The 14,032-nt window shown below is 42.3% G+C and carries 13 protein-coding genes; 3 read left to right on the plus strand and 10 right to left on the minus strand.

The window, feature by feature from the left end:
• Window positions 1-57 precede the first annotated feature (57 nt).
• On the plus strand, window positions 58-1,110 hold the full coding sequence (locus JMY05_RS02410; RefSeq protein ID WP_227678081.1) for a pyridoxal phosphate-dependent aminotransferase: 1,053 nt from the start codon (window positions 58-60) through the stop codon (window positions 1,108-1,110).
• Between the two features lie 278 nt (window positions 1,111-1,388).
• Window positions 1,389-1,766 (plus strand): hypothetical protein, encoded by a 378-nt coding sequence (locus JMY05_RS02415; protein WP_045445293.1) that lies wholly within the window; start codon window positions 1,389-1,391, stop codon window positions 1,764-1,766.
• Window positions 1,767-1,919: 153 nt separating this feature from the next.
• Here JMY05_RS02415 and JMY05_RS02420 read toward each other — a convergent pair whose 3' ends face one another.
• The 3 genes from JMY05_RS02420 to JMY05_RS02430 all read right to left on the minus strand — a co-directional run bounded on the left by JMY05_RS02420 (window position 1,920) and on the right by JMY05_RS02430 (window position 3,511).
• Window positions 1,920-2,309, minus strand: a complete 390-nt coding sequence (locus tag JMY05_RS02420; RefSeq protein WP_045445296.1) for a hypothetical protein — start codon at window positions 2,307-2,309, stop codon at window positions 1,920-1,922.
• Between the two features lie 195 nt (window positions 2,310-2,504).
• Window positions 2,505-2,738 (minus strand): hypothetical protein, encoded by a 234-nt coding sequence (locus JMY05_RS02425; RefSeq protein WP_045445299.1) that lies wholly within the window; start codon window positions 2,736-2,738, stop codon window positions 2,505-2,507.
• A 257-nt stretch (window positions 2,739-2,995) separates the two neighbouring features.
• Entirely contained in the window at window positions 2,996-3,511 is a 516-nt protein-coding gene (locus tag JMY05_RS02430) for a hypothetical protein (RefSeq protein WP_055123847.1), read from the minus strand.
• 485 nt (window positions 3,512-3,996) lie between these two features.
• Here JMY05_RS02430 and recJ point away from each other — a divergent pair, with 485 nt between their 5' ends.
• Entirely contained in the window at window positions 3,997-5,826 is a 1,830-nt protein-coding gene (recJ, locus tag JMY05_RS02435) for a single-stranded-DNA-specific exonuclease RecJ (protein WP_201614090.1), read from the plus strand.
• A 73-nt stretch (window positions 5,827-5,899) separates the two neighbouring features.
• Here the strand turns inward: recJ and JMY05_RS02440 are convergent, their stop codons facing one another.
• From JMY05_RS02440 to JMY05_RS02470, 7 genes are all read right to left on the minus strand, one after another.
• Entirely contained in the window at window positions 5,900-6,565 is a 666-nt protein-coding gene (locus JMY05_RS02440; protein ID WP_045445303.1) for a trimeric intracellular cation channel family protein, read from the minus strand.
• 261 nt (window positions 6,566-6,826) lie between these two features.
• The gene (locus tag JMY05_RS02445; RefSeq protein ID WP_045445306.1) at window positions 6,827-7,462 is read right to left on the minus strand and encodes a trimeric intracellular cation channel family protein; all 636 of its coding nucleotides are present in this window, start codon (window positions 7,460-7,462) and stop codon (window positions 6,827-6,829) included.
• 116 nt (window positions 7,463-7,578) lie between these two features.
• Window positions 7,579-8,733, minus strand: coding sequence for a multidrug resistance efflux transporter family protein (locus tag JMY05_RS02450; RefSeq protein WP_109589180.1), 1,155 nt, complete (start codon window positions 8,731-8,733; stop codon window positions 7,579-7,581).
• 61 nt (window positions 8,734-8,794) lie between these two features.
• Window positions 8,795-9,526: a 7-carboxy-7-deazaguanine synthase QueE gene (queE, locus tag JMY05_RS02455; RefSeq protein WP_045445311.1), complete on the minus strand. Its 732-nt coding sequence runs from the start codon at window positions 9,524-9,526 to the stop codon at window positions 8,795-8,797.
• 243 nt (window positions 9,527-9,769) lie between these two features.
• Window positions 9,770-10,591: a 2,3,4,5-tetrahydropyridine-2,6-dicarboxylate N-succinyltransferase gene (gene dapD / locus JMY05_RS02460; RefSeq protein WP_045445317.1), complete on the minus strand. Its 822-nt coding sequence runs from the start codon at window positions 10,589-10,591 to the stop codon at window positions 9,770-9,772.
• A gap of 143 nt (window positions 10,592-10,734) precedes the next feature.
• Window positions 10,735-11,691 carry an alpha/beta hydrolase gene (locus tag JMY05_RS02465; protein WP_045445320.1) on the minus strand — a complete coding sequence of 319 codons (957 nt, stop codon included), beginning with the start codon at window positions 11,689-11,691 and terminating at the stop codon, window positions 10,735-10,737.
• Between the two features lie 135 nt (window positions 11,692-11,826).
• Window positions 11,827-13,560 carry an amidohydrolase gene (locus tag JMY05_RS02470; RefSeq protein ID WP_201614092.1) on the minus strand — a complete coding sequence of 578 codons (1,734 nt, stop codon included), beginning with the start codon at window positions 13,558-13,560 and terminating at the stop codon, window positions 11,827-11,829.
• Between the last annotated feature and the right edge of the window lie 472 nt (window positions 13,561-14,032).

Raw genomic sequence — 14,032 nt, forward strand, 5'->3', positions numbered from 1 at the left:
AGTTTGACATTGTTCATCGCATATTTGGTATGGGTATCAATTAGGCGTATTACTATTGTGTTTACCAATCCATTAATAGAATTAAACTCTAACGAAAACTCATTAGGCATGGCAAACTCTGCCAAAAAAGCGGTTATCGATGCTTTAGACATCGGCTTTCGTTATCCAGATGACCAGCGTGCAGCCTTAATCACTAAAGTTGCGAAAATTAATGACGTGACTGAAAGTCAAATATCTCTAGGCAGCGGCTCCAGTGAGAATATCCGCACCGTCGTACAAATGCTGCAAAACAAAGCGTTAAGGGAAGGCAGAAATTTTCAAGTAATTGTGCCGCACCCAACCTTTGCTTATGCGGAAATGTATGCAACCTCTATCAATGTGCCCGTGGTAAAAGTAGCACTGATGCCTGAAAGCTATTCTTTTGATTTACAAAATATGCAAAAAGTGGCTGATGATTTTGATGGTATAAGCTTGTTTTATCTCTGCAATCCCAACAATCCTACAGCGACGATTACTGACACAGATGAGTTAAAATCGTGGGTAGGAACGGCACCAGACCATCATTATTTCTTGCTAGATGAAGCCTACTCAGAATATGTCACTGACCCAAGTTTTGAGAGTGGGATCACGTGGATAAGAGAGCAGCGCTCAGACAATATTATCGTGGTTCGGACTTTCTCCAAACTGTGTGCGCTAGCGGGTATGCGTGTCGGCTATGCAGTTGCCAGTCCGCAAATGATCACTGAGCTAGAGGCGTTTATCTCAGTGGATAATACTAATCTGTCTGGTGCTGTCGCTGCGATAGCAACCTTGGATGATGAGGCGTTTTTGGCGTTGAGTTTGTATACTGCCAATCAATCGCGTCAGCTGGTTGAGCAGACGTTGGATGAGCTTGGACTACGCTATTTACCATCACAAGCCAGCTTTATATTTCACGAAATCAAAGGCGATGTACAAACCTATATCGATAGAATGTGCGACCATGGCATCGCTGTTGGTCGCGAGTTTGCGCCTATCACTGGCTTTAATCGCTTGACGCTTGGCAGAGCTGATGAGATGGCAGTGTTTGTTGAGGTGTTGAAATCGTTTCGTGAGAAAGGCTGGGTGTGATTAAGCCAGATAGAGTAGTTCCATCATTAAAAAAGGGGACACGCCCTAGTGCACAGCTTCCCTTTTTTATTGCAATAGGATAAAGGAGCTACAGCTAACATTCTATTTTTACCAACATCAAACGCAGTTTTACATATCCTGTCTTAAAAAATATCACTTCATATTATAGTATTGATTCATAAAGCACGAACGAACAAGCAGTAGATTACATGCTGGACAGTGGCTGTAAACTCAGGCGTGCTAACGTATATTATAATTTTAAGGTCAGGGATATATCCATGTTTGATATCAAATCATTTTTTAAGAGAGAAGTAGAAAAAAAACTCATCAATGTAGATGATTATATTTTTATGCCTGAGCGAGTAGAGATGGAGCTAGAGGGCGGAGTATTAAATTGTGTACTCAACAGTGATGGTCGAGTCGATATTTTTTATAGTAAGCAAGGCGTGACAGAGGTCGGCTCGGCATCACGTAAGCATCCCTTTACGGCATTCGAAACTGAATTATATCATGGCGTTTATGATGACGTTATTAATGATTTGATCAAAGAAGTAGACAAGATTATTGATAGCTCTTCTAAGTATTTTAGTCGCAGCAAAATACTGCCTTTTACAGCAGCGCTGTCACAGAGTCCAGTTGACAAAAACAAGTTCTAAGCCAAGTTAATAAGATAAGTGGATGGTACAAAGACTTAGCAATAAAAAGGGTGCGTTATTTATAACGCACCCTTTTTATGGTTTTATTTTAATGTCTTAAAACTTGAATGTTGTACAACTATATCTACTGTACATCAGTAGATATATCATATTTTATTTCATAAAACTGGTATAGCAGCTTTGTAGAGATTTTGCGACGACTTTCGTGACCAGCTGTGTGCGATATTGCGAATCGATAGCAGCATTGCCCAATTCAACGAGTGTCACTTGCTGCGGCGCTTGCTCACTAACGCAGCCACAGACGTTGGTTTTAACAGTTTCTTCCTGAGCATCAGTCATCGCAATACTAGCAACCTGCCATGCACTTTGCTTTTCAATCTGACTGCGGCATTGGTTATCAATCGCTGATTTAAAGACATTCATACCAATCTCATTGGCAGTACCGATAGCAGTACCTGCATTATTATTCATGCCATCAGTCGTTGTGCATCCAGATAGAGCGAGGGTAGCGAGCATAGCCGTTGATATTAAGATTTTTTTCATGGGTCTGATCCTTTAAGATTTTTATAGGTTTTAAGGTTTATGCTTAATAAAAACTGGCATTTGGTACGAGTTGATGTTTGCTAATTGACATGTATTTTCTCCCAGCAGGTCGTATATTATCAGCAAAATTAGTGCATGACATCATTAACTACTACTAGCACAGAATTAAGCCATTTTTATAAAGGATTGACATTATCAATCCAGCCACGCATAAGGGTGATAATATGCATAGGCTTTATAACCAATATAGCCGACAATCATCAATAAACCACCGACGATAAATAACCAAGTGGTGAGGTGTTCCCACGAACAATCATCAAAACGGTCATTAAATGCCGCCGAAATACTGGCGATGAAAAGAATGATGCAACCCAATAGCAGTATCAGTGTTGAGGTGAGCTCATAACTATCTACGCTAAAGTGCAGCATACAAGAATCCATGAATAAAATTTATCTTCCTTTAACGAGTTCATTAACTGAGAGAGGTGAAATATTCATGAAGTATTGCTATATTTGGGTAGCGTATTTATTATTTTCTACTGTAAATACTATTTAGCTTAATAGCATTCTGCGCAAAGCAGCCGATTCAAACCCATATATACGTAACTCAGCACAAAAAAACCAGCTAAGGCAATGGCTCTTAGCTGGTTTTATTTTATAAAGTTAATGTCAGTTTTTTAACTGTTTTAGACATTTTTACCGTGTTGCTTTTGCTGAATATCTTTTGCAAGCTTGTAACACTCATTGATGTGGTCATTGGCGATTTTTTTGAAAATCATATAGCCCATTGTAGCAGCAACCATTTGACCCCCTAGTGGGATAAATTTCGTTACTTGTTTGGCAGCGATACGACCACCAAAGCCTTGTACGGTCTTTTTAACAATACCACGAGTCGCCATCAACCCTGCAAAATCGACAGTACGATCTTTTAATGCACCCCAATGAATGGCTCGTGATTCTAAATCAACTGCCGCCTTACGGTCTTCAAGTAAGCCAAATCGTTCGCTAATGTCAGGTAATAGTTGAGTAAGCATACCTGCGTCTACTGCGACATCAAAAAATGGTACAGGAACGATGGCAACACCAGCAGAATATTTGGCACGTTTTTTGACCAACTTTTGACATTCCTTTTTTACTTGTTCAAGATCCAAGCTAGGGTCAATGGTATTTGGTAGTTTTTCAGCCAGTGGTGTGGTTTTCATAAATCATCCTTATAAATGGTTAAAATAAAAAATCAAATCTCAATAGATAGCAAGTATCTTAGTTGCTTACCATTTTATGGATTTCTGAGCGGCATACAATCATTGCTTTGTAGCAAAATGCAGAAAAATGCAGTCGCTATGCACCGTTTTTGTAAATGAAATATTATGCATATTACATGCACAGAGTATGAATTATCTGCTCTATGCTAGGGCGTGTCTTCAATTCACTCGATAGTCCTCTAAATGGGCTAAAAATGGCTAAATCTTGCCAAACATCGTCAAATAGCTGGTTAATATCCCGATATTATCTGCGCTATTTTCCTTGTTTGACGGCAATTTATCTCATTTTTATCACCATTTTTGAAATGAAGACACGCCCTAGTATGAAAATATGGCTTATCACAATTTACTGCAACAAAAAACGATAAACCAAGCCGCCAAAAATTGTCATTGTGACCCTCTGCTAAAGCCAGTAGAATATGCACATGCTAAATTTAACCCCCCGTTATACCAGCACTCGCATCGACGAGTTGCCCGCCGCGCTGCAACCACTTGCCGCCCAATCATTGACGCTTGCCCGCCTGTATGCAGGTCGCGGCATTACTCAGCCTGATGAGCTAGAGACGCAACTCTCTGCGCTATTGCCAGCCGAAATGCTACATGGTGTCACCGAAGCAGTGCGTCTATTAGACGTCGCCATCGATGACGGTCAGCGTATCCTTATCGTGGGTGATTTTGACTGTGATGGTGCGACCAGTACCGCATTAATGATGCGCGCGCTCACAAAAATGGGGGCAGTCGTTGACTTTTTAGTGCCCGACCGTTTTAAGTACGGCTATGGTTTGACACCAGAAATTGTCGAATTGGGTATTGAGAAGTATCATCCTGAGGTGATAGTGACCGTCGATAATGGTATCTCAAGCCATGAAGGCGTGGCTCGTGCGCAAGCCGATGGTATCACCGTGATTATTACTGATCATCATTTGACGACTAAAGAAACACCGCCTGCGGAGGCTGTGGTTAATCCCAATCAGCTCGATTGTCACTTTAGCAGTAAAGCGCTCGTAGGAGTGGGCGTGGCATTTTATGTGCTTGGACGCTTAGCCAAGCTGCGCCGCGAAGCCGGTAAATCTACCGTGCAAGTGAGTCAATATTTGGATTTGGTGGCATTAGGTACGATTGCTGACGTTGGGGTGCTTGATAAAAACAATCGCATTTTAGTGCATCATGGACTGGCGGCTATCCGCCAAGGGCGCTGCTCGCTCGGTATCTTGGCACTCCTTGAACAAGCAGGGCGAGATCCTAAGCAGTTGCAGGCACAAGATTTTGGGTTTGTCTTAGGACCTCGTATCAATGCCGCTGGTCGTATGGACAATATGCGCATCGGTATTGAGTGTTTGTTGACCGAGGACTGGAGTACGGCGCAGCGTTTGGCGCAAGAGCTTGAGCAGTTAAACCGGACGCGTCGGCAGGTAGAAGGTGAGATGCGCGCGCAAGCGGATAACATCGTACAGACATTAGCCGCTGCGGATACAGACATGGACGATGATGCTACGGCGGATAACCATGAAAGCGGGGATATCATTGTTCAAAATAGATCTGAGAAAAAGACGAATAATAATCATAAACGCAGTATCGTTTTATACCAAGATGATTGGCATCAAGGCGTCATCGGCATCGTCGCTGGACGGTTAAAAGAAAGTCATTATTTGCCAAGTATCGTTTTTGCACCCGCGAATACAGAGCGTACCAGTGACGATGACCCTATCAAAGGCTCGGCGCGTTCTATCGCTGGCGTGCACATTCGTGATGCGATTGAGCAGGTTGCCGAGCGCTATCCTGATTTAATCAGTCATTTTGGTGGTCATGCGATGGCAGCAGGCTTAACGATCAAACGTCGTAACTTTGATGGGTTTGTTATGGCTTTTAATGACGTCATGGCACAGATGGATAATGAGGTGTTTGCAGAGCAAAAATTCACTGATGGCGCGTTGCAGGCGAGTGATTTTAGCTTGTGGTTTGCTGAACACTTAGCTGACGCTAATATTTGGGGTCATGGCTTTGCAACGCCAATATTTGATGGGGTCTTTGAAGTGTTAAGCTTTAAGATATTAAAAGATAAGCACCTTAAACTGTCGCTGCGTTACCCTGATGTGCAATATCCGATTGAAGCAATTTATTTTAACTTTGATAGCGAGATATGGGATTATCGTGCGGAAAAAGTGCATGTATTATTTCAGCTAGACATCAACGAGTGGAACGGCAAACAAAGTCTACAGTTGATGGTAAGGGATTTAGCAGTCATACAGGAATGATGGCATTATCCTATTGTAGGATACTCAATCAGTAGCAAATATAGCGTCGACTTTGTTTAAGGTTGACGCTTTTTTAGTATTTCCATTCGATGGTTGGAAACTGCCAGTCATAACGAATGGCGAGCATGCGTAAGGTAAAAATCGTACTCATAGTAGCGATGTCAGCAATCCAAGCTGTCACACCCAGATTGTGTAGTGCAAAATAGAGGATGCCGCCAGCCAAAGCTGCCGAAATATAAATCTCTTGCTGCAACACCAGCGGAATCTCATTGCAGATCATATCGCGGATAATACCGCCGACAATAATGGTGATCACCCCAAGTAATAATGCCACGGGCACATTTGCACCCATACTATCGGCAACCTTGATACCGATTAAGGTAAAAACTGATAGTCCAATAGTATCTGAGAGTTTGAGGAACTTATTAACGCGTTTAGAGTTGGGGTGAAAGAATATTTGCATCACTAATGAAGAGATGGTAATAACAGTCAGGTAGCTCATATCCACCATCCAAAATAGTGGATGGCGATCTAAAATGACATCACGCACAGTGCCACCACCGATAGCGGTGACAATAGATACCAGTAAACAACCAAAAACATCGAAATTTTTATGTTTTGCCAATATCGTGCCTGAAATACTACAAGCGATAATACCAATCATATCAAAAAGATAAATGAGAGAGCGTGGGTCAAACGTAGTGATTAGTGCTGAAGGGTTCAATGCGATAGCCAGCATGAGCAAGTCTCACTAAGTGTGTATGATGATTGTCTGATTATTTTTAGCCAATACAGTAGAGCTTAGGGCGTGTTCTCATTTCAAAAATGGTGATAAAGATGAGATAAATTGCCGTCAAACAAGGAAAGTAGTGCAAATAATATCGAGATATTAAGAAGCTATTTGACGATGTTTGGCAAAATTTAGCTATTTTTAGGCCATTTAGAAAGTAAACGATTGAATTGAGGACACGCCCTAGTGTTTAAACCATATATATCGGTCTTATTTCACCAAACGTATAGAAGGCAGGTGCCAATCAAAACGCAATGCTAGCATCCGTACAGCAAAGATAACGCCCAGCATAATAAATTCATTCAATCCAGTATCTACACCCAAACGGTCAAGCAGCAGATAAGTGATCGAACCTACAATACTAGCAGAGATATAAATCTCGCGTTGAAGTAACAGTGGTATCTCATTACAGATGATATCGCGTAGCAGACCACCAATAATAGCCGTCCAAACCCCCATCATAATAGCGATAATAGCTGACATATCTTGTGTCAATGCTATCTTAAAACCAATCACGCTAAAAGCCGCCAACCCAATGGCATCAAACAGCTTCAATGCCTTATCAATCTTATGATACAGATGAAAGAATATTTGTAAAATAAGCGATGTCACTGTGATGACGATCACATAATTGAGGTCAGTCATCCAAAAGAGCGGATGACGGTCTAGCGCCATATCACGTAGTGTACCGCCGCCGATAGCATTGACCATCGCAACCAAGATACAGCCAGCAATATCAAAACCTTTGTGCTGTGCCAGCAGTGTACCTGAGATCGCACAAGCAATCACACCAACCATATCTAATAAATATAATAAAATATCAGGAAAAATTAAATCATTAACCATGATTATATTACCAATATAATGGCCATCAAAATAGATTGGCTGTGCTGGACTAGGTTAGTTTTGAAGTTGTTTATATCAATAATTTAAATAGAGTTAACCTAATTTTAGGTAGTAGTTTAGCCATCTTTTGCAAATAGAATAAGCCCAACGATAATCAGAGCAATACCTATTAAGCCCATCGCTGATGGCAGGGTATTATTGAGCAATAGCATACCGCCAATTAAGGCAAATATCACTTCACTTGCCTGAGTAGCATCAACCCCAGCCACTTCGCTTGAAGTTTCCGCTTTTTCACGGGCATATAAAAAGATACTGGTTGCCGCCACGCCTGCCAATAGAGCCACAAGTAAGGTATTGAATACCTGCTTAGTATCAGGCAAATCCGGATGAACGACAAGACCCAAAACCAACCAAAATGGCAGACTGCCCAAGGTCATTAACCATACTTTGTTAAAGGCATTTTGTAGGAGGGTGGTTTTGATAGCAGGTATACGTGCGATTAAAGTTTGCAGCAAAGAGCTCGGTAAGGTTTGAGCAGAGTGGTTAAGGTTTAAGGAATCGACCGCGTCCGCCGTATAAGTCATATCAGCTGACAACGCAGGTGCTTCTGTAATAAGTGAGGTGGTTTTTTTACTAATCTCGTTGGCTTGGATATCAATTTTTTGAGTGCTGGTAGGCTCGGCACTACGCTTGCGCGCATTGTAAGATACCTGCCAAACCAACTGGTTACCAATGGGATAGCTAAAGGCGGCTATTAGGGCAGGCACGGCACCATAAAGCAGCATATCTTTCATGGGCACTGCATCAGCATCTAGCAAAGAAGCGGCATGCAGTCCTTCACTGATATTGACCAGTACCACGCCAGCAAATACTAATAACGCATATGCAATGAATTTTTTATCAAAACGTTGTCCGAATGCTAGCAAAACGAGTAGGCTTGCAACCACTGTAAACATAAAGGTCGCGGCGACTACCCAGCCTGCGACATGATCAGCCGCGTAACAGATTCCTGTATAAAAAATTCCAAAACCAATACTGCCCGTAATACACCAAAAGCCCCAATGTTGACGGAATATAGTCATCAGCTCCGTAATACGCCCAAAACCATGCTGCATAATTATAATAGCCGTGAGTATTAGCCACATAAATGCATAGCGAAGGCTAGCTGACCAAAACCAATGCCCACCAGCCGCACTCATAACTTCGTTTAACACAAACGTCGAGCTAAAAAATGCCCCCGATAATAAGCCCAATAAAATGAGTTTGACCATACCTATATTCCTATCCTTGGGTCGCTATTTATGTTGAATATCCATTCAGATAATTAGACTATTATTTTCCTTTAGCATCTGCCCAGATGATTTTATGCAGTTGCAATTGGAAGCGTACGGGCAGCGCGTCAGCCAACATCCATTCTGCAAGTTCGCGCGCCAACACAGGTACATCGGGGCTGACTTCCTCGTCGATATCCTCTGCGACATTAAACATCGGAGAGAACCAAACCGTATCCACCAATTCATTTAATTTATGCTCAGACAGCTTGGTTTTCGCCCAGTCGTAATCTTCACGATTCATAATGACAAATTTAATTTGGTCATGCTGAGTGAGGTGAGTGAGGTTTGACCATAGATTCTTATCGACTTCACCTGAGCTTGGCGTTTTGAGATCCATGACTTTACTGACTGCTTTTGGCACGTTTGCTACCGTGAGCGCACCTGCGGTTTCAAGCGAGATTTCATAACCGTCGCTCAGTAAGCGCTTCATTAGTTCAATGGCGTTCGGCTGAGCTAAAGGCTCGCCGCCAGTCAGACAAATACGCTTGCAAGGATAGCTTTTGATGGTCTCTATAATGGTTTCTAGCGACTGCCGCTCGCCGCCAGTAAAGGCGTATTCAGTATCGCAATAGACACAGCGAAGTGGACAGCCGGTCAAGCGTACAAATATCGTTGGCAAGCCTGAGGTCAGCGCTTCACCTTGCAAAGAATAAAAAATTTCTGTCAAACGTAGACCTGCTTCAGGGTCAGTGACAGGAATGGCGGCGGTGCGTAATAGTGATTCACTCATAATATGTCAAATACAGTTAAAGATTGCTAATGGGATTAGGCACTTAGCAATCGTAATAGAAAAGGCAGGTGGTTGTGTGGATGGTTTTGTGTTTGGATAAAGCCAAACCAAAAAAATGGATTATAACGCAACAGCCTATATTAAGCTGCAAAAAAGACGCTGAAGTTTTCTTCAGCGTCTTTAATAAAGAGGATCTGTCGCTGCCCGTACGGTTTGGATACGAGATTCTAAGTATTAAAAATACTAGGCTAAACGCAATAGCTCATTGACTGATGTTTTAGCGCGGGTTTGTGCATCGACTTTTTTGACGATGATAGCAGCATATAAGCTATGCGTACCATCTTCTGATGGCAAGCTACCCGGTACGACAACAGAGCCTGCTGGTACACGGCCACGATGAATCTCACCCGTTTCGCGATCATAAATGCGCGTTGATTGACCGATAAATACACCCATCGAGATAACAGCGCCTTCTTCGACGATTACGCCTTCAACGATTTCAGAACGTGCACCGATGAAGCAGTTGTCCTCAATGATAGTTGGATTCGCTTGTAATGGCTCTAATACACCGCCGATACCAACGCCACCTGATAAATGCACATTTTTACCAATTTGGGCACATGAACCCACGGTCGCCCACGTATCTACCATCGCGCCTTGATCGACATACGCGCCGATGTTGACATACGATGGCATCAAAACTGCACCTGCTGCGATGTATGAACCTTTACGAGCAACAGCGGGTGGTACAACACGTACGCCTGATTCTTTGAACTGTGCTTCGGTCCAGTTGGCAAACTTAGTCGGCACTTTGTCATAGAATTGCACATGTTCGCCCGCTGCCTGAACATAGTTATCGTTCAGACGGAAAGACAGTAGTACCGCTTTTTTTGCCCACTGATTGACGACCCATTCGCCATCCTTTTTTTCTGCAACGCGCAATGTGCCGTTATCTAGTTGCTCAAGCACTTGATTAATAGCATCACGCACGTCCTGTGGCATCGTGCTTGGGCTGTATTCGTTGCGTTTTTCAAAGGCTTGTTCGATGGTTTGTTGTAATGACATAAAGGTTCCTAAAGTTAGTGGAAGGTAAAGCATATATTATCGTGAAATAACTCGCATGACTTGGCGTAAAAACTTGCTTGCCGTATTGTCGCTAATTTGGCGACTTTTAGCAAACGAGTTAACCGCCAAGATGAGCGCTGCGGCTAATTGTCTGAGCTATGGCTTTCTATCCATTCTAAGATATCTTCATAAACGGTTTGGTGGTCTTTTTCATGCAAAGGCTCATGACGCATATTTGGGTAGAGTTGGATATCTACTTGACTGAAGTTTTGCTTGTTTAAGCGCGTGACAATTTTGCGAATGCCGTTGCCCATATCTCCGATAGGATCATCTTCGCCGCTGATAAATAGCATCGGGAAGTTTTTTGGAATAGTCATTGCCCAGCCTTTGTTTAAGCCAGTTTCCATCAGAAAAAATAGTGTCATAAAGCCATTATTGGTGAAATCAAAGCCCGTCAATGGATCTGCTTCATAGGCTTCAATGGCGGCAGGATTTTCAGTTAACCATGCAAATTCTGATGAAGAGATGCGATCTTCAAGCTTACTATTCAAGACTTTATTCATCACCTTGGCAAACATTGCATTTGGTTTTTTGGGTGCTACTTTTGCCAGTACTTTATTGACTGGGAGTAGTACTTTAGTCAAGGGGTTGGCATCTGCTGTACCCATCAAAATAGCACCTGTAAAATTGTGTGCATGGTGCTTTAGGACATTACGCACAATAAACGAGCCCATAGAGTGACCCATTACAAAGTGTGGCACGTCAGGATGGCGGTTTTTTAAGCTATCTGCCATGACAATGACGTCTTTTAACAGGGACTGTACTGGATGCTCTTCACCAAAAAAACCTAAATCTGCTGATGTTTTGACGGTCTTTCCATGTCCCAAATGGTCATAAGTTGCCACTGCGATACCATTATCCGCTAAAAACTGAGCGAAGTCTGCGTAACGTCCGCTATGCTCTGCCATACCGTGGACAATCAGTAACGTGGCTTTTACCGCTGTGTTTTCATAGCTTGGTTCAAAAAAACTATGATGCAAGTAATGAATATTATCTGAGGAGAGAATGTGGTCGTTACCTGTATCGGTGTTGGTACTCATATAGGGTTCCTTAAACAGTTTTAATGAATGTTTTTAATAAATAGCTTTAATGGTTCATCATCTTAATGAATAGCAGGCATGATGATTTGAAATCGCCTGCTAAAATTTGGCTTATTATACGGCGCTTACCATGAACTATTGTACTGGACGTTGGTAAATCGTTTGACCTTCTTTAATGGTTGTGATGACTTTGATGTCTTTGAGCTTGCTTGCCTCTATGGTTAATGGGTTGGCATCCAAGATAACCAAATCAGCCAGTTTCCCGGGCGTCAAGGTGCCTTTGCTGTCTTCTTCAAAATACTCATAAGCAGCATTGCTGGTAATGGCTTTTAACGCTTGATACGGCGTCGCTCGCTCATTTATCCCAATGATTTTACCTGAGCGCGAAGTGCGATTGACTGCTGACCAGACTGTAAATAGCGGGTCGACAGGTGTCACTGTGTCATCAGAGTGATTGGTGTATTTAAGTCCCATTCTATCAGCAGTGGCAATCGGGCTTGAAAAGTCGGCACGTTTTTTACCTAAGTTTTTAACGTGTACATCTCCCCAAAAGTAAGTATGGTTGGTAAAGAAGGACGGCACCATATTGTATTTTTTGAATGCGGCTAGCTGATCAGGTCGGGCAAATTGAGCATGAATGGGCACAGTACGGCGATCTTTATCAGCTGCTTGACCAGTCTTTTTGACCGCATACTCGTGTGCCTTGATGAGCATATCGGTTGCGCCATCACCATTATTATGAATAAAGAGCTGATTGTCGCGAGCATAGGCTTTGACAAACATCTCGTTCAGCTCATTTTGGCTGACACTTGGTAAACCGCGGCAGTCCTTTTCACAATCTGGAACTGGCGTGAGATAAGGTTGGCTAAAATAGGCGGTCTTGCCTTGTGGTGAGCCATCTGCAACGATTTTGGTACCCTGTACTTTAAAGCCGTTTTGATAGGTTTTCCATACGAAGTTTTTATCAGCCAAATTCTCATCTAAGTCACTCACTCCTGCCAGTGCGACCAAGTCAATTTTAAGTTTGCCTGCATCGGCTTGTTTTTGAAAAAACTGAATAGTGTTTCGAGCCGTTGAGCCATTGTGTGCCATCGTTATGCCATTCTTTGCATAATACTCTTGCGTCTGCTCAAAGAATTTGCCTTGATTCGGCGCTAACACTTCTAGCATATTGCGCACGAACGGATACATCGCCGTTTCTTGTACGAGACCGTTTGGTTCATTAGAGCCTTTAATTCGAGCAATATTACCGCCTGCTGGATTTTTACTGTCAGCAGTGATATTCATCATGGCCAGCGCCTTGCTGTTTGCGACGCCCATGTGACCACTTGTGTGTTGTAAATACACAGGATTGTTTGGCAATGCTTTATCAATCTCGCTTTTGGTCGGATGACGCCCCTCAGCGAGCTGAGTTTCATCATAACCCCAACCAAATATCCAGTCGCCATCAGCAATGTTATTGTCCACTTTATACTCTTTTAGCGTTTGCATCATTTTAGGAATACTATCGACTTGACCGATGGGTGGCGGGTTGAGATTGACCTGACCCATGGTGTTTGACACCATATCAAAATGACTGTGCGGATCGATAAAGCTGGGTAATAAGGTTTTATCTTGTAGATTAATCTGTGCGGCATTTTTATATTTCGATTGTGCCTCTTGTAAATTGCCCACATAGGCAATCTTGCCTGCTTGGGTGACTAAGGCTTCAGCCATTTGTGGCTGATCGCCCTCCATCGTGATGATGTTGCCATTGTAATAGACAGTTGCTGAGTTGCTCATATCCTTGGGCGCGGTCTGCATGGTAGTGCAACCTATGACACTCATTAATCCAATGCTCAGTACAGTTGGTTTTAGTAATGTGCTCATATTCATTACGTTATCCTTAAAGGTGATTTGATGCTTACATCCGTGTGTCATAAGCATTGGTACGTGGTGGGCTTTCTATATTCTAAAAGTATTCATATTTTATCAGTGCATGTTGTTTTAAAAGATAGAAATGTTGCAACCAATTTAGCGATAAAGCCTTGTGCGGTCAATGCTATTTAATAGTTTTGCACTGATAACTGTGGCATTGCCAATTGGAGGAGAAGATCGATCTATAAAGCTGCTGAATATAATATCTTAAAAGCCAAATTGACAAGTGCTGTATGACATCCTACGAGACGTCATGCTCATTTGGCATAAAAGATGAAAATCACGATATTAGTTGTCAATATTGTTTCACAATCAGGTATGATTAATTAGATAAAACGTAAAGTGATAAGGCTAAAAATGAGATGATTGTTTTATGAAATAGTCATAAGAAGCAATTGCTTGCGTGTGAATTTGTCTTTTTTAA

Origin of the sequence: Psychrobacter sp. JCM 18902 (assembly GCF_904846615.1) — a bacterium.
Taxonomy (GTDB): domain Bacteria; phylum Pseudomonadota; class Gammaproteobacteria; order Pseudomonadales; family Moraxellaceae; genus Psychrobacter.